Annotated in this window: 23 protein-coding genes; 15 read left to right on the forward strand and 8 right to left on the reverse strand. The window is 68.8% G+C overall.

The features are described from left to right. Window positions 1-41: 41 nt before the first annotated feature. From J2753_RS12065 to J2753_RS12075, 3 genes are all read left to right on the forward strand, one after another. The gene (locus J2753_RS12065; protein WP_209492308.1) at window positions 42-1,205 is read left to right on the forward strand and encodes an acyl-CoA dehydrogenase family protein; all 1,164 of its coding nucleotides are present in this window, start codon (window positions 42-44) and stop codon (window positions 1,203-1,205) included. Between the two features lie 478 nt (window positions 1,206-1,683). Then, entirely contained in the window at window positions 1,684-2,649 is a 966-nt protein-coding gene (locus J2753_RS12070) for a phosphotransferase family protein (RefSeq protein ID WP_209492309.1), read from the forward strand. Between the two features lie 37 nt (window positions 2,650-2,686). After that, a complete protein-coding gene (locus tag J2753_RS12075) occupies window positions 2,687-3,037 on the forward strand; it encodes a DUF7853 family protein (RefSeq protein WP_209492310.1) in 351 nt (116 codons plus the stop codon). Here the strand turns inward: J2753_RS12075 and J2753_RS12080 are convergent. Further along, window positions 3,032-3,388 carry a DCC1-like thiol-disulfide oxidoreductase family protein gene (locus J2753_RS12080; protein ID WP_209492311.1) on the reverse strand — a complete coding sequence of 119 codons (357 nt, stop codon included), beginning with the start codon at window positions 3,386-3,388 and terminating at the stop codon, window positions 3,032-3,034. The genes J2753_RS12075 and J2753_RS12080 overlap by 6 nt on opposite strands. A 140-nt stretch (window positions 3,389-3,528) precedes the next feature. Here J2753_RS12080 and J2753_RS12085 point away from each other — a divergent pair, with 140 nt between their 5' ends. Then, window positions 3,529-3,687, forward strand: coding sequence for a DUF7559 family protein (locus J2753_RS12085; protein ID WP_209492312.1), 159 nt, complete (start codon window positions 3,529-3,531; stop codon window positions 3,685-3,687). Continuing rightward, window positions 3,684-4,166, forward strand: coding sequence for an Hsp20/alpha crystallin family protein (locus J2753_RS12090; RefSeq protein WP_209492313.1), 483 nt, complete (start codon window positions 3,684-3,686; stop codon window positions 4,164-4,166). The genes J2753_RS12085 and J2753_RS12090 overlap by 4 nt, the downstream gene beginning before the upstream one ends. Before the next feature lies 1 nt (window position 4,167). Here the strand turns inward: J2753_RS12090 and J2753_RS12095 are convergent, their stop codons facing one another. From J2753_RS12095 to J2753_RS12105, 3 genes are all read right to left on the reverse strand, one after another. After that, window positions 4,168-5,319, reverse strand: coding sequence for an NAD(P)/FAD-dependent oxidoreductase (locus J2753_RS12095; RefSeq protein ID WP_209492314.1), 1,152 nt, complete (start codon window positions 5,317-5,319; stop codon window positions 4,168-4,170). Between the two features lie 171 nt (window positions 5,320-5,490). Beyond that, window positions 5,491-6,096 (reverse strand): RPA family protein, encoded by a 606-nt coding sequence (locus J2753_RS12100; protein ID WP_209492315.1) that lies wholly within the window; start codon window positions 6,094-6,096, stop codon window positions 5,491-5,493. Continuing rightward, on the reverse strand, window positions 6,097-7,026 hold the full coding sequence (locus J2753_RS12105) for a replication factor A (RefSeq protein WP_209492316.1): 930 nt from the start codon (window positions 7,024-7,026) through the stop codon (window positions 6,097-6,099). Window positions 7,027-7,221: 195 nt separating this feature from the next. Between J2753_RS12105 and J2753_RS14465 the strand changes: the two genes are divergently transcribed. Next, window positions 7,222-7,497 carry a DUF7091 family protein gene (locus tag J2753_RS14465; protein ID WP_245334616.1) on the forward strand — a complete coding sequence of 92 codons (276 nt, stop codon included), beginning with the start codon at window positions 7,222-7,224 and terminating at the stop codon, window positions 7,495-7,497. Beyond that, a complete protein-coding gene (locus tag J2753_RS12110) occupies window positions 7,491-8,534 on the forward strand; it encodes a mannose-1-phosphate guanylyltransferase (protein WP_321168820.1) in 1,044 nt (347 codons plus the stop codon). Before J2753_RS14465 ends, J2753_RS12110 begins: the two co-directional genes overlap by 7 nt. A 28-nt stretch (window positions 8,535-8,562) precedes the next feature. Here the strand turns inward: J2753_RS12110 and J2753_RS12115 are convergent, their stop codons facing one another. The 3 genes from J2753_RS12115 to J2753_RS12125 form a co-directional block, all read right to left on the reverse strand. Beyond that, complete coding sequence (locus J2753_RS12115) at window positions 8,563-9,048, reverse strand: Tfx family DNA-binding protein (RefSeq protein WP_209492318.1); 486 nt, start codon at window positions 9,046-9,048, stop codon at window positions 8,563-8,565. A gap of 53 nt (window positions 9,049-9,101) precedes the next feature. Further along, window positions 9,102-9,632 (reverse strand): TRAM domain-containing protein, encoded by a 531-nt coding sequence (locus J2753_RS12120; protein ID WP_209492319.1) that lies wholly within the window; start codon window positions 9,630-9,632, stop codon window positions 9,102-9,104. A gap of 75 nt (window positions 9,633-9,707) precedes the next feature. Continuing rightward, window positions 9,708-10,046: a hypothetical protein gene (locus J2753_RS12125; RefSeq protein WP_209492320.1), complete on the reverse strand. Its 339-nt coding sequence runs from the start codon at window positions 10,044-10,046 to the stop codon at window positions 9,708-9,710. A gap of 100 nt (window positions 10,047-10,146) precedes the next feature. On the opposite strand from J2753_RS12125, the gene J2753_RS12130 reads away from it, so the two are divergent. Next, the gene (locus J2753_RS12130; RefSeq protein WP_209492321.1) at window positions 10,147-11,547 is read left to right on the forward strand and encodes an MATE family efflux transporter; all 1,401 of its coding nucleotides are present in this window, start codon (window positions 10,147-10,149) and stop codon (window positions 11,545-11,547) included. A 90-nt stretch (window positions 11,548-11,637) separates the two neighbouring features. On the opposite strand, the gene J2753_RS14585 is transcribed toward J2753_RS12130, so the two are convergent. Next, a complete protein-coding gene (locus tag J2753_RS14585) occupies window positions 11,638-11,769 on the reverse strand; it encodes a hypothetical protein (protein WP_281064221.1) in 132 nt (43 codons plus the stop codon). Window positions 11,770-11,899: 130 nt separating this feature from the next. On the opposite strand from J2753_RS14585, the gene J2753_RS12135 reads away from it, so the two are divergent. The 7 genes from J2753_RS12135 to J2753_RS12165 all read left to right on the forward strand — a co-directional run bounded on the left by J2753_RS12135 (window position 11,900) and on the right by J2753_RS12165 (window position 20,197). Continuing rightward, entirely contained in the window at window positions 11,900-16,474 is a 4,575-nt protein-coding gene (locus J2753_RS12135) for an LAGLIDADG family homing endonuclease (protein ID WP_209492322.1), read from the forward strand. A gap of 181 nt (window positions 16,475-16,655) precedes the next feature. After that, the gene (locus J2753_RS12140) at window positions 16,656-16,931 is read left to right on the forward strand and encodes a DUF7854 family protein (RefSeq protein ID WP_209492416.1); all 276 of its coding nucleotides are present in this window, start codon (window positions 16,656-16,658) and stop codon (window positions 16,929-16,931) included. 78 nt (window positions 16,932-17,009) lie between these two features. Further along, a complete protein-coding gene (locus J2753_RS12145) occupies window positions 17,010-17,639 on the forward strand; it encodes a DUF7504 family protein (protein WP_209492323.1) in 630 nt (209 codons plus the stop codon). 26 nt (window positions 17,640-17,665) lie between these two features. Next, window positions 17,666-18,004 (forward strand): DUF7855 family protein, encoded by a 339-nt coding sequence (locus J2753_RS12150; protein ID WP_209492324.1) that lies wholly within the window; start codon window positions 17,666-17,668, stop codon window positions 18,002-18,004. Continuing rightward, on the forward strand, window positions 18,004-18,816 hold the full coding sequence (locus J2753_RS12155) for a DUF7856 family protein (RefSeq protein ID WP_209492325.1): 813 nt from the start codon (window positions 18,004-18,006) through the stop codon (window positions 18,814-18,816). The genes J2753_RS12150 and J2753_RS12155 overlap by 1 nt, the downstream gene beginning before the upstream one ends. A 41-nt stretch (window positions 18,817-18,857) precedes the next feature. Next, window positions 18,858-19,541 (forward strand): DUF7857 domain-containing protein, encoded by a 684-nt coding sequence (locus J2753_RS12160; RefSeq protein WP_209492326.1) that lies wholly within the window; start codon window positions 18,858-18,860, stop codon window positions 19,539-19,541. Beyond that, entirely contained in the window at window positions 19,538-20,197 is a 660-nt protein-coding gene (locus J2753_RS12165) for a MinD/ParA family ATP-binding protein (protein WP_209492327.1), read from the forward strand. Before J2753_RS12160 ends, J2753_RS12165 begins: the two co-directional genes overlap by 4 nt. The last annotated feature ends 11 nt before the right edge of the window (window positions 20,198-20,208 follow it).

Raw genomic sequence — 20,208 nt, forward strand, 5'->3', positions numbered from 1 at the left:
ATTGCCAACAACTTTGTGCAGATTACCCTCATAGTCAGGTTATGCTCGACTACCTCGGACTGGAGGCCGACCTCGGCGAGGAGGAGCGACTCATCCGTGACACCGCCCGGGACTTCGTCGACTCGGAGGTCCGCGGCGACATCGGCCAGCACTGGCTCGACGGCACGTTCCCCACGGACCTCATCCCGAAGATGGGCGAACTGGGGTTCTACGCGCCCAACCTCGCGGGCTACGGCTCGCCGAACGTCTCCGAGACGGCGTACGGCCTGCTGATGCAGGAACTCGAGGCCGCCGACTCCGGCCTGCGCTCGATGGCCTCCGTGCAGGGCGCGCTGGTGATGTACCCCATCCACGCGTTCGGCAGCGAGGACCAGAAGGAGCGCTGGCTGCCCGACCTCGGCGCCGGCGACGCCGTCGGCTGTTTCGGCCTCACTGAACCCGAACACGGCTCGAACCCCAGCGCGATGGAGACCCACGCCGTGAAGGAGGGCGACGAGTACGTGCTCAACGGCTCGAAGACGTGGATCACCAACTCCCCCATCGCCGACGTGGCGGTCGTCTGGGCGAAGGACCGCTCCGCAGACGGGAATCCGGTCCGGGGGTTCCTCGTGGAGACCGACACCGACGGCGTGACGACGAACAAGATCGACGAGAAGCTCTCGCTGCGCGCGTCGATCACCGGCGAGATCGCGCTCCAGAACGCCCACGTCCCCGAGGACGCCGTGCTGCCGGGCGTCGAGGGGATGAAGGGCCCGCTCTCCTGTCTGACGCAGGCCCGCTACGGCATCGCGTGGGGCGCCGTCGGCGCCGCACGGGACTGCTTCGAGACCGCGCGGCAGTACGCCACCGACCGCGAGCAGTTCGGCGGCCCCATCGGCCGGTTCCAGCTCCAGCAGCAGAAACTCGCGGAGATGGCGACCCAGATCACCACCGCACAGTTGCTGGCCTATCGCCTCGCGGACCTGAAAGAGCGCGGCGACCTCCGGCCACAGCACGTCTCGATGGCCAAACGAAACAACGTCCGGATGGCCCGCGAGCAGGCGCCGGTGGCCCGGGAGATGCTCGGCGGCAACGGCATCGTCGCCGACCACTCGCCGATGCGCCACATGGCGAACATGGAGACGGTGTACACCTACGAGGGGACTCACGACATCCACACGCTGATCCTGGGCGAGGATCTGACGGGGATTCCGGCCTACGAGTAGGTCTTTTCGGTGGTTTCTGGAGCCGCTGTTTATCGTGGACGTATCTCGGTTGATCGTGCTGCGAACGTCGCCACGACGGCGAACAGCACCGCGGAGTTCCCAGGGCCACTTGTGACCGCACTGCCCCGCACAGGCCACAGCCTCCCCAGCCGACTCGCGCTCGGTTCGCGTCCGTCGACGCAAACGCTTCGCGCCACCGCCGGTTGCAGTGGACGCCTCGCGCTCGCACCTGCCGCGAGCGCGGGGGGAGGGGTGGGGAATCGGCGCTGCGCCGGGCCTTGTGTCCGGCGCTTTGCGGCCTCTCAGGTGCCAACGATAGAGATGCTGTTGCTGATCGCCGCAGTGTACGACCAACGGAAGCTGACCACCCAGAAAGCAGAATTTACTTATCCGATCTCCGTGACGGATAATCCGTCTTCTCCCGGCCGGAGCCGCAGCACCGTTCCGGCCGGCCGTCGCCCGTCACGCGACGCTCACCATGTCCGAACCCGAGATCCACGACGCACTGGCGACCGACACCGACGACTACGAGATCGTTCGCGAACTGCACCGAATCCGCCCGCACGCCACCTACGAGGTCCGGTTCCGGGGCGAGCGCGCGGTCTGCAAAGTCGAAACCCACCCCGAATCCGACCTCGGCGCCGAGGCTGCGGTGATGCGGTACGTCGCCGAGTCGACCAGCATCCCCGTGCCCGAACTGCTCGCCGTCGGCGACGACCACTTCGTCGCACGCTGGATGGATGAGGTCCCGGACGGGACGCCCACGCGAGACGTATCCCGAATCCGAGCACTCGGCCGGGGCTTGGCGACGCTGCACGCCGAAACCGCCGAGATCGGGTGGACCGGCTTCCCCCGCTCGTCGGGCGTCGACGACCCCGAATCGCCGCCCATCGACTCGGATCCGTGCTGGGGTGACACCCTCTTCACCCTGCTCGAGCGCCGGGCGCGCTATCTGGAGCAAGTCGGCTACGGCGATCTCGCGCAGGAGGTCGTCACGTGGGTCCGGGAGAATCGGGGCCTGTTCGACGCGGCCGGCGACACAGTGCTGTGTCACGGGAACTACTTCGGCGAACATATCGGAACCGGTGCCGACGGCGAGGCCTCCGCCGTCATCGACTTCGAGCACGCACTCGCGGCGCCGGCGGAGTGGGACTACCTCCGGACCGTCCTCCCCGTGTTCGGCCCGGGTGCGGAGCACGGCGTTCCCGAGTCGGTGTTCCGCGAGGCCTACGAGTCGGTCCGGCCGCTTCCCGCGGGGTTCGACCGGCGTCGCGAGGCGCTGGTGCTCTGCAACGGCCTCTCCTACCTCCGGTCGCTCCATCTCCAGCGCGGGGATCAGGATCCGCCGCAGGCGGTCGCGCGGCGGGCGCGGGCGATGGCGGCGTCGCTCCGGGAGCGACTCGGCGCCCTCCGAGAGTCCAACGGTCACCTGCGCGATGCGTAACTATACCCGTCTGGACGCCGGAGAGCCTGTAAGGCCGATGGCCGACCCGAAACACGACGATGGTGCCCGCCTCGATCTCGGCGACGAGGAACAGTGGGTCCTCCACGCAGCGCTGCTCCAGTACCTGGATCGGCGTGCCGAAGAGGCAGCCACGTCGACCGGCGGCGACATCGGGTCGCCGCCCGCCCCGGGCGAGGTGGAGACCGACGAGGAGACCGATAACGCGATTATACTGCTCGAAACCCTCGAGAGCGGCGACCCGCTCTGTCTCGAACGCGAGTCGCTACTGCTCGTCCGGGAACTGCTCTCGGAGTATCTCGCCGGCGCGCCGCTGCGGGACCGCGCGACCTGCCGGAGCGTGCTCGCGGAAGTCCGCGACGAGCTATAGCGAATCCCGGCTGACGATCTTCCCCCACCAGTCCCGGCGGTCGGCGCCCCAACGGTAGAGTTTCTCGCGCAGGCGGTCGTAGCCCGGTATCTTCTCAAGCAGCCAGAACGCCGCCGCGAAGGCGACGCTCATCCGAACGAGCACCCCCTGAATCGCGGCGCCGCCGGAGTAGACGGCGTCGTCAGTGAGCAGGTGCGCCGAACTGCGCCAGTCCTCGGGCAGGCGGGCTTTCTGGTCGGGCGAGAGTTCCCCGAAGCCCACCGCCGCCACGTCGCCAAAGCGGACGCCGAGCGCGGCACACCACGTACAGAACCCGCAGTCGTCGTCGTACACCATCCGCGGCTTGGCCATACCCCGTCTTCGGTCGGCGAGGGTTTCGGTTTTGTGGGGGCCGGTGCCCACCCCCTTTGTTCGGTGGCCGGTGCCCACCCCCTTGTTCGGTGGCCGGTGCCACCCCGTTTATGCCGTCGGCGCCCCAACGAACGGCCACGATGCCCGCCACGAAGGAGGTCAAATGCACGAGCGAGGACTGCGAACTGGACATGTTCGAGAACCACTACACCTACGACATCGCCGACGACCACTCCGTCGAGGATCTGTCCTGCCCGTTATGTGGCGGGACAGACTGCCTCGAAGAGATCGAGCTATGACGGGACTCGGCGACATCGGCGGGTCGGCCGTCGACGCGGTGATGGAGCGGGTCGGCCGCGGCGTGGGCCGCGTTCAAGAGCGCAAACCGCTGCCCTACGACCTGCTGGAGAGCGAGGATGCCTACCTCGTCATGTTCGACGCGCCGGGCGTCGAACCGACGGACGTGCAGGTCCGCTTCGTCGACGGCGAGGTACAGGTCCGCGCGGACCGCTTCCGCGCGTTCCACGAAGGGTTCGACACGCGGTTCCCGGGCCGCGGGCTGGCGCTCTCCGGGCGAACACAGCTCCCGCCGGACGCGATGGTCGACGCCGAGGACGCCGAGGCGACGCTCACCGAGAACGGCACCCTCGAAGTACGCATCCCGAAGGACACCGACACGACCGACGTGCCGCTCTCGGAAGCCGGAGACGAGGAGGCCGAAGCGGCGGAAGACGAATCTGAGGCGGCCGACGAAGACGACGACTCCGCGGACGCGTAGCTCAGACCGACATTCCTTCTTCGATAGCGAACTCGGGCACTCCGTCGAACCGCCCGGGGTCGAACCGCTCGATTGCGTCTCGCTCGCCGAGGATCTGCTCGGCGATGGCCTCGCCCGTCGCGGGCGCCCGGAGGAAGCCGTGGCCCTGCCAGCCAGTGGCGACGTAGAGATCCGACTCCACCTCACCCAGCAGCGGTTCGTGATCCGGCGTGGCTGTCGCGATGCCGGCCCACGCCGCGTCGGCATCGGCACCGTCGCTGGCGTCGACCCGAGTCCGGGCCTCGACGGCCTCGACGGCGCCCTCAACGAACCAGTCGTCGCCGCTTGGCTCCCAGCCGTCCGGGTCGCACTCCTCCGGCACTGTGCCGTCGCCGGCGAGCAGGCCCTCCGGGTGTGGGCGGAAGTAGACGCCGGCGTCGGCGTCGAGCACCATCGGCCCGTCGTAGTCGGTCTCGGAGACCAGCGCCTGCACGCGGTAGGGTTTGAGCGGGAGTTGGATCCCTGTCGGCGCCAGCACGTGCTTGGTCCAGCCGCCGCCCGCGACGAGGACGGCGTCGAAGCGCTCGCCGTCCACTCTGGGCCCGTCGCCGCGGTGGCTGATCGACGCCTCGACGCCCGTCCAGCAGTCGACGGCGGCGTCGCGCGCGCGGTCGGCCATGGCCGCGACGTACGCGCCCGGGCCGGGCGTCGTGTACGCCGCGCGCTCGGTCACGGCCGCGAGGCCGACTCCCGAGAGATCCAGTTCGGGGAAGCGCTCGGCGACGGTTTCCGGGTCGTGACAGGCCACGTCGACGTCGTGCTCGCGTGCGGCGTCGACCTGCTTGCGGAGCGACTCCTGTTTCTCCTCGGCGTCGGCGCCGACGAGAGTTACCTGCTGGGTTGGCTCGACGGAGAATCGGTGATCGCGGTCGCCCAGCCACTCGAAGCGGTCGAGCGCGCGCTCGGCGATTTCGGCGCCGATAGCGTTGGTGGGCCGGGGCGCCAGCACACCCGCCGCGCGGTGGGAACTCCCCTCGACGTGGTGCCGGGCCCGGGTTCGGTCGTCGCCCAGTTCCTCGTCGCGTTCGTAAAGGCGCACGTCGGCGCCGGCCGCTGCGAGGTCGTGGGCCGCAGTGACGCCGACGGCGCCGCCGCCGACGACGGCTACGCGCATCGGCCCTCCGGATCGCGTCGCTGGCCGGTGCTCGGTCGGGTGTGGGGTTCGTGCACGGCGTCGTCTCTCACGCGCTGGTACTTAGCGCCTCGGTCGGCGAAAAACGGGTCCGGGGTCGGCCGGGGCGGGTACGGGGACCGGCGACACGGGGCCGGCGAGGAGCGAACCGAACTACGGCGTCGGTTCGGCTTCGCTCTCCTCCTCGGCGCCCTCCATGCTCCGGAGCGCCTCGATGGCGGTCTCGCGGTAGCGGTCGGGGTCGAGGTCCTCGTAGCGGTCCGCGGCCATCCGGGCGTACTCGTTCCCTTCGTCGTCGAAGGCGGCGACGCGCTCGACCGTGCGTTCGGCGGTTTCGACGACCCAGCGGTCCCGGGTCGCGGCGTCGACGACGGTGATCGACTCGGGGCGAACCGAGACGTTCACCGAGCCGTCGTCGGTCTCGTACGTTCGCGGTTTGCCGACGACGGCGACGTAGGCAGGCGGTTCGAGATCACGCAGCGTGGAGGCGGCCTCTGGCTGATACTGGCCGGCGTAGACGAAGAACGTCCCCGTCGGGTCGACGATGCGGCCGCGCCAGTACTCGTTGTCGTCGCCGATGTCCTCCTTCTCGGTCAGGGTGCCGACGAAGAACACGCGGTTGGCCTTCTCCCCCGTGGGGAGGAGCTGGTAGGCCGGAGCGCGTTCGTCGTCGGACTCCTTGAACGAGTGACTCGCGTCGTTGAACTCGGTGGCGAAGGCGCGTCGGGCGACTTCGCGCATTGGGGCGTTTGCGGACATTTAGATCGACCTCGCTTTGATCAGCGCACTCTCCGGATCGGCCGGACTGTCGAGGCGTTCGAAATCGTCGACGAGCACGTAGCGCCCGAAGACGGGGCCGGACACCTCGAAGTAGTGGCCCAGCAGGTCGCCCTGCATCTCCTCGACGACCACGGTGGTGTCGAGAGCGTCGGTGGCCATCTGCTTGGCCTCCTCCAGATCGATCCCAGTCAGTTCCTCGGTGGTCTCCTTGTCGAAGATGACCTCGTGGACGTCCTGACCGTCGTCGAGGACGGCCTTGATGCGGAGGTCGAACTCGCCGTCGACCTGCCCGTGCTCCGAACAGCGGCCGTTCTGGAGCACGCGCGTGCAGTCGTCCTCGGGGCAGCGCTTGATCAGCCCCGATCCGGACTGCACGTCGACCAGTGCGCCCTCGACGCTGACGGCGTCGTCGCCGACCTCGATCTCCTCGTCGAGTTCGGTGATGGTCGTGGTCTTGTTGAGTTTGACCGAGTAGCTCCCCTCGTACTCGTCGGTGACGACGTTCGAGAGGGCGTAGCTCTGGCCTTCCGCCAGTTCCGGGAGGTCTGAGGTGTCGAACGCGACGAACTTCATCGTCCCGCTCTCGTCGCCCAGCAGGCCCACCTGTGCGATGGACTCGTGGCCGGGCTCCCAGAGGTCCGCGACTTTCACGCGGAGGTCGATCCACTCCTCGTCGGCGTCGATGTCGCCCAACAGGGTGAGTTCGCTGTCACCGCTGCCGAGTTCGTCGCGTTCGAGGTCCGCCTCCTCGAGATACTGGCTCACGACGCTTCGGCGCGCCTCCTCGAGGGGGACGCGGTACTCGTCGACTAAGGTTCGAAGCCGCTCCTCGACATCCGATTCGGAGACGTCGAGATGGTCCGAGAACTGTTCGGCTATCTCCGCTGCGTGGGTCTCTAACTCGCTCATAGGTTGCCTGCCTCCGCCTGTGTTTCGTCGGGAGGCATAGCGAGGTTGGCGCCTCATGGTTGTTAAGGTTCCCCCACCGGGGCGAAACTGAAACCCGAGCGACGGCGATTGGGTCGATGGCGGTTGGGGCGTCGACGACCCCGAATCGGCCGCCGGGGCGACGCCTCTTTGGGCGCGGCGCTCGCACGGACGGCCATGGACGAGCGCCTCGGGCGGTTCATCCGGACCAATCTCCGGCGTGCGGGCAAGCAGTTCGAGGAGGCCCGCGAGGCGTACCGCGAGGGCCGAGCGGAGGCGTTCGACCTCCCGACCGACGACGAAGGGCGCGCGAAAATCGTCTGCCGGCGCGACGCCGAGCGCCGCGCGGTCGATGTCGACAGCGAGGGCCGCCCGTCGTGTTTCGACGCCGACCACCCGGACTGCCGTGGCTGTGCCGAGGACGTCCGCGAGGGGGTCGTCGAGACGTGGTGAGTGGCGAGACGACCGTCGCACTCGTACTCGCCGGCGGTATCGGCTCCCGACTCTACCCGGCTAGCCGCGGCGACCGACCCAAGCAGTTCCTCCCCATCGGCGGCGACCGCTCCTTGCTCGCCCGGACCGTCGACCGCGCCGATTTCGCCGACGAGGTGGTCGTCGCTACCCGCCCACGATTCGCCGACGAGATCGAGGAACACGCCCCCGACGCCGACGTGCTGGTCGAGCCGGACGGCAAGGACACCGGGCCGGCGCTGACGTACGCGACCCACAGGATCCGGGAGGAGTATGGCGGTTCCGACGGCGACGATGACCTCGTGGTCGTTACCCTCCCCAGCGACCACTACGTCGGCGACGACGGGGCGTTCCAGAAAGCGATGACCACCGGTACGCGCGTCGCCCGCGAGACGGGTGGACTGGTCACGTTCGGCGTCACGCCCGAGCGCCCGGAAACGGGCTATGGCTACATCGAACCCGGAACCAAGCGGGAGGCCGCCGGCGAGGCGTTCCACGACGTCGCGCGGTTCCACGAGAAGCCCGACGCCGAGTCGGCTCGGGAGTACGTCGACGCCGGCTATCGGTGGAACAGCGGCATGTTCGCGTGGACGCCCGAGGCGTTCCTCGCGGCCGCCGCGGACTCCCCGCTGGCACCGCTTGTCGAGGCGCTGGACGACGGCGACCCGGAGGCGGGGTTCGCCGCGGTCGATCCCGTCTCGGTGGACTACGCGGTGCTCGAGCGCGCGGCGACCGTCGCCGTCGTCGACGCCGCGTTCGCGTGGGATGATCTGGGCTCGTGGGACGCGCTGGACCGCGTGCTGGCGCCGGACGGCGACGGCAACGTCGCCATCGGGGACCACCGAACCGTCGACGCCGCGGACAACGTGGTGGTTAGCGACGACAAACACGTCTCGCTGGTCGGGGTCTCGGGGCTCGCGGTGGTCGCCTACGACGACCGCGTGCTGGTGGTGCCGAAGGGTGAGGCCCAGCGTGTTCGGGAGTTGGTCGCGCTACTGGAGGAAGAAGGGTCGTTCTGAGGCTCGGGAGCAGTTCGTGCAGCGCTGGCTACTCCTCGTGAGCGCGGCGCACCCGCACCTGCCCGTCGCTGGTGACGCCAACCAGTAGCTCTTCGCGGACTTCGCGGCCGTGAACCGCGTCGCCGGCGGCGTCGCCGACGATCTTCATCAGTTCCGGCGCGGCGTAGCCGACTTTCACGCCGGCCTCGTCGCAGGCGTCGTACACCTGCTCGGGCACGTCATAGAGGTCCGTATCGGCGGCGACCCGGACCCGGACCGGCGCGGAGAGCGCCTCGGCGAAGGAGACGGTTTCACGCGCTTTCTGGACGTTCTCGCGGGCGCTCGCTTCGACACTGGAGACGTTCGCCCGGGAGGTGCCCAGCCGGTCGGCGATGTCCGACTGGCGGAGCCCCCGCTCCCGGAGTGCGAGTACCTCCGCCTGCCGGCGGGTGAGCACGTTGCTCGCGGCATCGAACCCAGCCCGCGCGAGGAGTTCGTCGGCGTCGGTCCCCTCGGCGGTCTCGGCGTCGTCCATGGGCAGATGGTGTGCGCTCGCGGGTGAAAAGCCTACAGTTCGTGACGTGCGCCTCAGGCGCCGTCGCTGCCCCAGAAGTTGTCGCGCGAGCCCAGCCGTTCGCGGTCCCGGCTGGGCCGACTGCGCTCCTCTTCCTCCTCGTCGTCTTCCTCGTCCTCGTCAGCAGCTTCCTCATCGCCTTCGCCTTCCTCGCCCTCGTCTTCGTCCTCGGCGCTGTCGGCCTCCTCGTCACCCTCTTCGTCCTCTTCGAGGGGCATCTTCTCGACGACCTTCACAGCCTTCGCGTGGTTGGACATCACCCGGTCGATGCGGACCCGGGCGCGACACTCGGGCAGCAGGCCGTCGATGAGGACGATGAAGCCGTCCTCGGTTCGGCCGACGCCCGCGCCGCTCTCGTGGATGTCCGTCACGTCGACGACGATCTCCTCGCCCGGCTTCACGGGCTGCTCCTTGAGCTCGTCGATGGGCATGTCGTAATGGTTGCACCACTCGGCACCCCCCTTGTCGCCGTAGTGCTGACAGCCCATGCCATCGATTCGCTCGGAGAAGCTGGGGCAGTCGTCGGCGAGCGGACATTCCGGCATACTGGTACCTAGAAAGCCGACGGTCTAAACGCTTCTGACTCCCGGACGGGCGCCGAGCCGGCCGCTGCGGCCGGCTCAGATGAACTCGCGGACCTCGGAGTACCACATGTCGTGGTGGTCGACGGCGCCGACGCGCTCGGCGATGTCGACGGCGAGCGCGTGCCAACAGCGCTCGCCGGCCTCGCTGTCGAGGTTGTACGCCGAGTCGGCGCAGGTACAGCCACCGTCCTCGACGACGTACTCGTCCTCGTGGCCGACGACGACCGTGAAGTCGCGGTACTCCTTCACCCGACCCTCCGAGACGGCCTCGATGGCGCGAGAGCCCCGGTCGCCGTGGGCGTCGAGGATGGCGCTGACTATCGCGGGGGTGAGTTCCCCCACCTCGGCCAGCCGTTCGCGCCAGTCCTCGGTCACGCCCGGACGTTCAGCGCGCCGGGGCAAAACGCCACCGACTGTCCACCCGCTGGGTCGCCGATTCCGCCAGCGTCAAGCCGCCACCGTGCAAGGCCGGCGCATGGACTGGCCCCGCATCCGGGCGGTCTGGAAGCGGGTTATCGCGCTGGCGTGGCCGGTGATGGCCGAGCAGACGTTCCGGACGCTGATGCGGACCGTCGACGTCATCGTCACCGCGACGTTCAACCCCGCGAGCGTCGTCGCCATCGGCCTCGCGGACCTCTACGCCCGGATGCCGCTCCGCATCGGTCTCGGCCTCGGCGGCGGCACTATCGCGCTCTCCTCGCAGGACAGCGGCGCCGCCGCCGAGGCCAACCGCGACGAGGCCATCACGCAGGGGATCCTGCTCGGGGCCTTACTCGGGATCCCGTTCATGCTGCTGGGGTTCTTCCTGAGCGAGCCAGCGATCCGGGTGTTCGGGGCGGGGCAGGACGTGGAGAACCTCGAACACGTGGTGGCGCTGGGGTCGACGTATCTGGCGATCATCTTCGCCACCGCGCCCGCACGCCACGTCGCGCTCATCGGCGCCCGCGCGCTGCAGGGTACCGGCGACACCCGGACGCCGATGTACGTCAACGTCGTCGCCAACGCGATGAACATCGTCGGGAGCGTCGCGCTGGGCTTCGGGTTCGCGCCGCTGGGGATCCCCCGCCTCGAAATCGTCGGCGTCGGCGTCGCCACCGCCGTCGCGAACGTGTTCACCGCGACGATGCTCTGTCTGGCTATCTGGACCGACTGGTCCGACGCCTCCTTCTCCCGGCCCCGTGACTTCGTGATCGCCCGACAGCTCGTGGTCGTGAGCGCGCCGAAAGTCGCCGAGGGCTTTGCCTCCACCATCGCGGAGTTCCCGTTCAACGCCATCCTGCTGGGGTTCGGCCAGCCGGTCAACGCCGGCTTCCAGATCGGCCGCCGGATGTACCAGCAGGTGACGGGGCCGCTCTCGCGAGGCTACAACGTCGCGGCCAGCGTCGTCGTCGGCCAGCGACTCGGCGAGGGTGACGCCGACGGCGCGCGCTTCGAGGGGTGGGCCGTCGCCGGCCTCGGACTCGTCACCGTCGGCAGCGTCGGCGTCGGCCTCGTGTTCGCCGCCGACGCGTTCGTCTCGCTGTTCACCAGCAACCCTGAAACCGTGACCTACGCCGTCGCGTTCGCGCAGGTGTACGGGATCTGTGGCGCGGCGCTGGTGGTGTTCTCGGTGCTCTCCGGCGGCCTGCAGGGCGCCAGCGAGACGCGGATCCCGTTCGTCGCGCGGACGACCGGCGTGTTCGGCCTCCAACTCGGCCTCACGTTCCTGCTCGGCGTTGTGCTCGGCTGGGGGCCGCTGGGCGCCTACGTCGGCATCGGCGCCACCTACGTCTGGATGGCGCTGGTGGTCGCGGGCGGCTTCCACGTCACTGGCTGGGCCGACCGTGCCGCGGAGATGATGGAGGAGCGTGGCTCGGACGTGACGATCTGGGGGTGAGAACCGGAAACGAGTGTGGTGACGAGAGAGCGGTCCGGGACCCGAAGCGGGGCTAACGACACCCCGACCGGGGCGCGGCGTCGACGCCGGTCAGTAGAGGAACTCGTCTTCGAGCGTCCGGTAAGCGGCCTCGCTCTCGACTTCCTCGTCCTCCGTGTCGAACCACGAGAGGACGCGCTCGAAGCCAGTTCGCCGCCGGATCTCGTCACCACGGATAGCCATGACAAGCGTCACCATGCGCCGGGCGGGGATAAGTGTTTCTCCGGAACCCAAACGTTGATTATCACGAACGAATCCCGTCGGTCGTCGGAGGCGATACTCCTTAACCCATGAGGCCAGTAAGCCTCGTAAGATGGCTCAGACGGGGAACCAGGAACTTACCGATCGCTTCATCCAGTTCTACCGGAACTACTACCGGGACGAGGTGGGCCGCCTCGCACAGGAGTACCCCAACGAGCGCCGCTCGCTCTACGTCGATTACAACGACCTGTTCACGTTCGACCGGGACCTCGCGGAGGACTACCTCGCCAAGCCCGAGCAGATGCAGGAGTACGCCGAGGAGGCCCTGCGGCTCTACGACCTGCCCGCCGACGTGAGTCTCGGGCAGGCCCACGTGCGCCTGCGGAACCTCCCGAGCGAGCAGACCGTCGACATCCGGGACCTCCGGGTGCAGGACGACCACATCGGCTCGCTGGTCGCCGTGCAGGGGATCATCCGGAAGGCGACCGACGTGCGCCCGAAAGTGACCGAGGCGGCTTTCGAGTGCCAGCGCTGCGGGACGATGAGCTACATCCCCCAGACCGACGGGGGGTTTCAGGAGCCCCACGAGTGTCAGGGCTGTGAGCGACAGGGGCCGTTCTCGGTCAACCACGACCAGTCGGAGTTCGTCGACTCCCAGAAGCTCCGGGTGCAGGAGAGCCCCGAGGGACTCCGCGGCGGCGAGACGCCCCAGAGCATCGACGTCGACATCGAGGACGACGTGACCGGCAACGTGACCGCCGGCGACCACGTCACCGTCACCGGCGTGCTCCACATCGAGCAGGTCACGCAGGGCCAGGAGAAGACCGCCCTGTTCGACCTCTACATGGACGGGGTCACCGTCGAGATGGAGGACGAGGAGTTCGAGGCGATGGACATCGACGACGAGGACATCGCCGAGATCGTCGAACTCTCGAACGACCCCGAGATCTACGAGAAGATGGTCGGCTCCATCGCGCCCGCCATCTACGGCTACGACCAGGAGAAACTCGCGATGGTGCTCCAGCTGTTCTCCGGAGTGACCAAACACCTCCCGGACGGCTCGCGGATTCGTGGTGACCTACACCTGCTGCTGATAGGGGACCCCGGTACCGGGAAGTGTCTCGACGGCGATACGCGAGTGACACTCGCAGACGGGCACGAACGGCCGATCCGTGAACTGGTCGAAGAGAACCTCGACGACCCGAAGCCCGTCGACGACGGAGTCTGGGACGAGGTGGACTTCGAGGTGCCGTCGATGCAGAACGACGGACATATCGAGCCACAGCGCGCGACGAAAGTCTGGAAGCGCGAGGCGCCCGAGAAGCTCTACCGGATCCGTACCGCCAGTGGCCGAGAACTGGACGTGACGCCGTCGCACCCGCTGTTCGTTCCGGGGAGTGTCGGGCCAAACGCAGTTCGGGCCGCGAAACTCGAGGCGGGACAGTTCGTCGCGACAGCCCAAGAATATCAGCCAGTACTGGCCGACGGTGGTACGACTGCAGTCGGGACGCAGTCCACAGCCCCGTCAGCGGAGAAGAACATTGACTGGGACCGGATCGAGTCGATCGAGGCCGTCGAACCCGAAGACGACTGGGTATACGACCTAGAGGTCGAAGGGACGCACAACTACATCTCCAACGGGGTAGTCTCTCACAACTCCCAGATGATTTCGTACGTCGAACAGGTCGCCCCCAGATCCGTCTACACCTCCGGCAAGGGGTCGTCCGCGGCAGGGCTCACCGCCGCCGCGGTCCGCGACGACTTCGGCGACGGCCAGCAGTGGACGCTCGAAGCCGGCGCACTCGTGCTCGCGGACAAAGGCATCGCCGCAGTCGACGAGCTGGACAAGATGGACTGCGTGACCGGCGACACGCTGGTCTCTCTCTCGGACGGCCGCGTCGAGCGCATCGACGAACTGGCCCGCGAAGCCGCCGAGGACGGCGAGATCGAGTCGCTCTCGAACGGCCAACTGGTCCGCGATGTCGACCTCGATGTCTGGACGATGGACGAGGACGGGCAGTTCGTCGAACGACCCGTCTCGGTCGTCCACGAGTACGACGCGCCGAGTGAACTCACGCGGGTGGAGATGGCGACCGGCGAAGAACTGACCGCGACCGCCGACCACCCGTTCTTTGTCCTCCAAAACGGCGAGCGAATCGAGCGCGAGGCAGCACGGCTCGACGAGGGTGACTGGGTGTACGTCCCCCGCGAGGTGCCGACGAAAGCCGCGAACGGTGCAGGGGTAGCCGCCGAACCGGGGGTGACCGACAGCGTCAGCGTCGACGACGGCGTCTCGCCCGCGATGGCGAGCGTGCTCGGCTACCTCTCCGGCGACGGGAACGTCTACTACGACCGCGAGGAGGGGTCCTACGGCGTTCGGTTCGTCAACGCGGACGGGGAGCTACTGGACGACTTCGAGCGCGCTGCCGAGCAGGCGTTCGGTACGACGCCGACCCGCCCGCCGAGCGAGCAGCGCGGCGGCGTCGGAACCGTCCGCGTGAACGGGAAGGAACACGCCGACGCCGTGCTCGAGGCGGGGATGAGCCTCGGCCGCTACGACGAGAAATGCTTCCCCGCCGCAGTCTCGACGGGGTCGCGGGCCGCGAAGGCAGCGTTCGTCCGCGCGCTGGCCGACAGCGAGGGCCACGTCGATGTCGCCAGCGGCAACGTCCGGGTGGCCTCCGCGAGCCGAGACCTCCTACGGGGCACGCGGAGCCTCCTGCTCCAGTTCGGCGTATCGAGTCAGCTCCAGCGTGACGAGCGCGACGACGGCCGGGACGTGTACTACCTCACCGTGACCGACGCCGACTCGCTTGCGGCGTTCCGTCGGTTCGTCGGGTTCACCGCGACGCGGAAGGCCGAGGCGCTGGAGGAGGTCGTCGACTCCGCGGACGGCGACCGGACGATTCTGGACGTGATTCCGGAGATCGACGGCCTGCTCTCGGACGCGCGTGACTCGCTCCGCCTCCATCAGTCCGAGTGCGGCATCAATCCGGTAACGTACTGCGACTTCGAGAACGGAACGGCGAACGTCTCGCTCCACCGAGCGCGTCGGGTGCTCGACGCGTTCGAAAGCCGACGCGAGTCGGCGGCCGAAGACCGCTCCCTGCTCGACGACCCCGACTGGGAGACGCTGGGGGAACTGAAGGCCCGCTATCACGCCTCCCAGTCCGAACTCGCTGACGGCACGGCGTTGAGCCAACAGCAGATCTCCCGAGAGTGGGGAGAGGGAGACGCAGTCCGACAGGTGGTGGCCGAACGGCTGCAGGAGATCGTCGCTGGCGTGTCCGAGACCGACCTCGACGACCTCCGGCAGTTCGTCAACGGCGACGTGAAGTGGCGTCGCGTCGAGTCGGTCGAGACCGTCGACCCTGAGTCGGCGGAGCACCGCGGTCGCGTGCTTCGGGAACGGCTCACTGATGTCCTCGGCGGCCCAACCGAAACCGCCGAAGAGCGTGCTCGCGAACTGCTCGCCCGCGAACCGACGGTCGAGTCGTTGGACGAACTGGCCCGCGAAATCGACGCCCACGGGGTGAGCCACGACGGCCTCGCCAGGGGTCTCGGCGTCGCCCAGTCGACCGTCTCGCGATGGCTCTCGGGCACCGTCGAGACCGACCGCTTCGACGACGCCCGCGAGGCCGCGCTGGCGGAGATCGGGGCCGTCAGACGCGAGCTCCGGGCGCTGCTCGACCGCATCGAGGACGGCGAGACACCGAAGGTGTACGATCTGACCGTCGAGGGGACGCACAACTTCGTCGCGAACGGGCTCGTCGTTCACAACTCCTCGGACCGCTCAGCCATGCACGAGGGGCTCGAACAGCAGAAGATCTCGGTCTCCAAGGCCGGGATCAACGCCACCCTCAAGAGCCGGTGTTCGCTGCTCGGTGCCGCGAACCCGAAGTACGGCCGGTTCGACCAGTACGAACCCATCGGCGAACAGATCGACCTCGAGCCGGCGCTGATCTCCCGGTTCGACCTGATCTTCACCGTCACCGACGAGCCAGACCCCGAACACGACAGTCGGCTGGCCGAGCACATCCTGAAGACGAACTACGCCGGTGAGCTCAACACCCAACGCGAGGAGGTGCCCAACTCGGAGTTCACCGAGCAGGAGGTCGACGACGTCACCGAGGACGTGGCGCCGGACATCGACGCCGAACTCCTGCGGAAGTACATCGCTTACGCCAAGCGCAACGTCTACCCGACGATGACCGACGAGGCCAAGGACGCCATCGAGGAGTTCTACGTCGACCTGCGCGCGAAGGGCGCCGACGAGGACGCCCCCGTGCCCGTCACCGCCCGAAAGCTGGAGGCGCTGGTTCGGCTGGCAGAGGCCTCTGCCCGGGTTCGCCTCTCGGACACCGTCGACGAGCAGGACGCCGACAAGGTGATCAAGATCGTCCGGGACAGCCTCGAAGACATCGGCGTCGACCCCGAGACCGGCGAGTTCGACGCCGACGTGGTCGAAACGGGGACCACCAAGTCCCAGCGCGACCGCATCAAGAGCGTGAAGGCGCTCATCGGCGATATCGAGGAGGAGTACGACGAGGGTGCGCCCATCGAGGAGGTGCTCGACCGGGCCGGTGAGGTCGGTATGGACGAGGACAAAGCCGAGAAGGAAATCGAGAGCCTGCGGAAGAAGGGCGAACTGTACGAACCCGTGCAGGGCCACCTCCGGACGACGTAACACCAGTCACGTCGCCGAGAATCTGCGATTCTCGGCTGCCAACCAAAATCTCCGATTTCTGGTGATGGCTCGTGACCGGCGCCGACCGCCGGATCGGCGCTCGGAGCGTGTTGCCGTGACTGTGTAGCGCCGATCACGCTCGGGAACCATTATGGTCCCGGGCGCGCCACCGACGACCGACGTGGACCACATCTCCGCGCTGCGCAACATCGAGGAGTCGTTGCGGGCGTTCGAGGACGGCGACGCCGATCTGGCGACCACCCAGCGACGCGTGCAGTCCGTGCTCCAGAGCTACGCCACCGAGTTCGAGGCCGAGGCGCGCCGCGCCTACCGCGCTCACGGCGAGGCGCCGGCCGACGGCGTCGTCGTCGTCGCCGCCGACGCCGAAGCCGCCACAGCGCGCGTGCGGTCACTCGCCGACGCCGAGGACGCCGAGTTCCGGGTGGAGCCGCTCTGAACGCCGGCGTTGACGTAGCCGAAAAGACTTTGACAGTTCCCGTCAAACAGTAAGCAAAGAGGCTCGCCCGTGAGATCAATGCAGAAAACTGAGACGCTCCCCGACCGACTCGACGGCGCGAACAGCACGCTGCTTCTCTCCTCGTCGTTCAGCGACGGCGAGAACTGCGCGGAGCTCCTTCGTCCGAGCGCGGCCGACGACACGAACGTCCTCTGGGTCTCCTACACCAAATCGCCCGACCAACAGCTTCGTCGCTGGCGCGCACACACCGACGACCGGCCGGCGGAGATGGGAATGGTGAGCGTCGAGGACTCCACCCGCTCGGTTGCCGCCGACGCCGGCGGCGACGGCGGCCCGTCGCTGCCCGGCCCCAACGCCCCCATCGAGACGGTCAACAGCCCGAACGACCTCACGGGGCTCGGCATCCGGATCACGGAGTTCCTGAGCGACTGGGCCGACAACGACAACCGCACGGTGGTCTGTTTCGACTCCCTGACCGCCCTGCTGCAGTACGTCGAACTCGACACCGCCTACGAGTTCCTTCACATCATCACCGGCCGAATGGCCAGCGCCGGCGCGTTCGCCCATTTCCATATGGACCCCGACGCCCACGACGAACAGACCGTCGAGATCGTCACCAGCCTGATGGACGCCGTCGTCGAGGTCGACGAGGACGGCGAGCAAACGATCCGCTCCCGCAAGGCTTAATTTTCTTGCCGGAGACCCGCAGTCAAATGCTGCTGGTCGCGACGTACTCCCGCGAGGCACGGACGAGTCTACGCAACGCCGTTCGCAGCCACGAGTCCGCCGTAATCCGGCGGTTCGGCCGCGCAGCGCTGCTGGCCGAGACCGAGTTCGGCGCCTTCCTCGCGCTCCGCCTCCGGGAGACACACGGCGCCGACGTCCAGATCGAACGGACGTCGCCACTGAACGAGTACGCGGCCGTCCCCGAGGGGGTTCGCGAGGCGGCGGCCGCCTACGCGACCCGCGAACAGCCGAGCACCCCCTACGCGAAGTTCGCGGCCGGGACCGACCACCCGGATCCGACGACGATGCGGGACCGAGAGCTCTGATGCGGGCCGTCGGCGATAGCACTGATCGTGCCATCGACCTCCGAGCGGCGTCGATATCCGTCGATGCAGTCCGGGAAGCGATTCAGAGGAACCACTCGACCCTGCGCGTCGACTGCCCCGAGCCGACTCGGTGGTGGCCCTCGCTCGGGATTCCCGGCGACGACACGTCGGCGCTGGACCGCCTCGTCGCCGCCGCACGCTCCCGCGGCCACCACCCACCCATCGAGCGCAAACTCGCAGCCGCCCAGCGGGAGCTACAAGAAATCGCCGTCGAGCGCGTCGATACCGAGGAACCCCGGCGACGCCTCGCCGACGCTGGAACCGAAGTCGAACGTCTGCGGGAGGAAGTCGCGACTGCTCGAGGGCGACTCCAGAGCCGTCGGGAGATGGGTGCCGCCACCGCCGAGGCCGAAGCGGCACTCGAGGACGCTACCCGGCGGCTCTCAGAGGCCGAAACCGAACGCGTTGCCGCCGAACAGGCCCACGAAGCCGCCCAGCGCCGCACGCGCGAGGCCCGAAAGTCTCGCGAGCGTCGACTCCGGCTTCAGGACCGCGTGGCGAATCGCCGGCGTGACACCCGGCGCGCGCTGGCCGCCAGCGTCGCGGACCCGTTCGCGGCCGCCGCCGGTTCTCTACCCGGAGAGGCGACACTCTCGCTCGACCCGTTTGGCGTCGAGGGCGACGCGGTGACCGCGGCGCTGGCGGCAGCGCGGATCGCCGACCTCCGAGCCCCGGTGATCGACACTACCGGGCGCTTCGAGAGTGCGGGCGCGGCCGCTGACGCACTCGACGTCCCCGTCGTCCTGCTCTGACCGGACGACCCCTTTTGCGGGATCGGGCACCACGTCCGACGATGGATCTCGATTGGACACAGCAGTCCGCCGCGGGAGTGAGCCTCGTCGCGGCCCGCCTGCGGAACAGACGCGCGACCGACCGCCGGGTCCGCCTCGAGAACCGCCTCGACGGCCCGGTCTTCCCGCCGCGGCGCAACGGCGTCCCCGAGGCTGGCTGGGACCGGGGCGGCGTCACGACGGTCGTCCCGGCCGGCGGGACGGTTGCGCTCGGCTACGCTTGTCCCGCACCAGAGTCGACGCCGCCGGTCGCGGTCGAGGCTGTCGAACCGGCGGCAGACCGAGGCGGGGAAACCGACCCAGCCACCGCGGTCCGGAAACTCGGTGACCACCGGCCGCCGCGGGACGTGTTGGATCGTTGCTGCGACGGGACCGAATCGGACGAGTCAGTCGTGGCCGAGACATCGACGAGACCCCGCAAAACGACCTCTTCAACCGACACCCACGAGCCCCTCACAGACTACCGAACCCGGATCGAGACGGCCGAGGCATTGGGGGCCGTAGGCGTGGAAGGGGCCACCGACCTGCTCGCCACAAACGACGGTCTCGTGGGCGTCGAGGTGCTCGCCGAGAGCCTCGAGGCGGACGCGACGCGACTCCGAGCGCTCGCTGCGGCCGCGGAGACGCTGGCCGACCGGGCCGAGGCGGCGACGCCGCCGACCCAGTCGCTCCGGAGGCTGTCGTGATCGTCGCCGTCGCGGGCGGGAAGGGTGGCGTCGGCAAATCGACGGTCGCGTACAACCTCGCGGCCGCGCTGGACGCCGTGGTCGTCGACGGCGACCTCGGGATGGCGAACCTCCCGGCCGATCACGGGCCGACGCTCCACGACGTGCTGGCCGGGCGCGCCAGCGCGCGGGAGGCGCTCCGCGCCGGCCCCGTGACCGTGCTTCCCTGCGGGCGGTCGCTGGCGGGCGCCCGCGCAGCGGACGTGTCGGCGCTCGGCGACGCGCTCACGAGTGTCGAACGCGAGCACGGAACCGCCGTCGTCGACTGTCCCGCCGGCCTGCGCGCGGACGTGGGTGTCCCGCTGGCGGTCGCCGACGCCGCCGTGCTCGTCGCCGCACCGGAGCCGTTCGCGCTGGCCGACGCGCTCCGCACCCGGGAACTGGCCCGGGAACTCGACGCGCCGCTCGTGGCGGTGGCGCTGAACAGGGTGGTCGAGGAGCCACCGATCCCGACGGTTCGGGACGCGCTGGGGGCGCCGGTGGAGTCCGTTCCCGCTGATCCGCGTGTTGGTCAGTCGGTCGAGGAGGAGGCACCGGTCGTCGACGCCGCGCCCGACAGCGATCCGGCGGCCACGTTCGCGGCGCTCGCAGGGCGGGTCGACAGCTCCGAGAAGTGATGGCGAACGCG

This window comes from Halolamina salifodinae (assembly GCF_017874235.1).
Taxonomy (GTDB): domain Archaea; phylum Halobacteriota; class Halobacteria; order Halobacteriales; family Haloferacaceae; genus Halolamina; species Halolamina salifodinae.

Excerpts from the sequence above, each read along its gene's own strand:
- J2753_RS12080 (WP_209492311.1), bottom strand. The coding sequence starts at position 3,388 with ATGGCCAAGCCGCGGATGGTGTACGACGACGACTGCGGGTTCTGTACG.
- J2753_RS12070 (WP_209492309.1), top strand. The coding sequence starts at position 1,684 with ATGTCCGAACCCGAGATCCACGACGCACTGGCGACCGACACCGACGAC.
- J2753_RS12085 (WP_209492312.1), top strand. The coding sequence starts at position 3,529 with ATGCCCGCCACGAAGGAGGTCAAATGCACGAGCGAGGACTGCGAACTG.
- J2753_RS12155 (WP_209492325.1), top strand. The coding sequence starts at position 18,004 with ATGCGGGCCGTCGGCGATAGCACTGATCGTGCCATCGACCTCCGAGCG.
- J2753_RS12145 (WP_209492323.1), top strand. The coding sequence starts at position 17,010 with ATGCAGAAAACTGAGACGCTCCCCGACCGACTCGACGGCGCGAACAGC.
- J2753_RS12100 (WP_209492315.1), bottom strand. The coding sequence starts at position 6,096 with ATGTCCGCAAACGCCCCAATGCGCGAAGTCGCCCGACGCGCCTTCGCC.
- J2753_RS14585 (WP_281064221.1), bottom strand. The coding sequence starts at position 11,769 with ATGGCTATCCGTGGTGACGAGATCCGGCGGCGAACTGGCTTCGAGCGC.
- J2753_RS12160 (WP_209492326.1), top strand. The coding sequence starts at position 18,858 with ATGGATCTCGATTGGACACAGCAGTCCGCCGCGGGAGTGAGCCTCGTC.
- J2753_RS12095 (WP_209492314.1), bottom strand. The coding sequence starts at position 5,319 with ATGCGCGTAGCCGTCGTCGGCGGCGGCGCCGTCGGCGTCACTGCGGCC.
- J2753_RS12120 (WP_209492319.1), bottom strand. The coding sequence starts at position 9,632 with ATGCCGGAATGTCCGCTCGCCGACGACTGCCCCAGCTTCTCCGAGCGA.
- J2753_RS12090 (WP_209492313.1), top strand. The coding sequence starts at position 3,684 with ATGACGGGACTCGGCGACATCGGCGGGTCGGCCGTCGACGCGGTGATG.
- J2753_RS12135 (WP_209492322.1), top strand. The coding sequence starts at position 11,900 with ATGGCTCAGACGGGGAACCAGGAACTTACCGATCGCTTCATCCAGTTC.
- J2753_RS12150 (WP_209492324.1), top strand. The coding sequence starts at position 17,666 with ATGCTGCTGGTCGCGACGTACTCCCGCGAGGCACGGACGAGTCTACGC.
- J2753_RS12105 (WP_209492316.1), bottom strand. The coding sequence starts at position 7,026 with ATGAGCGAGTTAGAGACCCACGCAGCGGAGATAGCCGAACAGTTCTCG.
- J2753_RS12065 (WP_209492308.1), top strand. The coding sequence starts at position 42 with ATGCTCGACTACCTCGGACTGGAGGCCGACCTCGGCGAGGAGGAGCGA.
- J2753_RS14465 (WP_245334616.1), top strand. The coding sequence starts at position 7,222 with ATGGACGAGCGCCTCGGGCGGTTCATCCGGACCAATCTCCGGCGTGCG.
- J2753_RS12130 (WP_209492321.1), top strand. The coding sequence starts at position 10,147 with ATGGACTGGCCCCGCATCCGGGCGGTCTGGAAGCGGGTTATCGCGCTG.
- J2753_RS12075 (WP_209492310.1), top strand. The coding sequence starts at position 2,687 with ATGGCCGACCCGAAACACGACGATGGTGCCCGCCTCGATCTCGGCGAC.
- J2753_RS12115 (WP_209492318.1), bottom strand. The coding sequence starts at position 9,048 with ATGGACGACGCCGAGACCGCCGAGGGGACCGACGCCGACGAACTCCTC.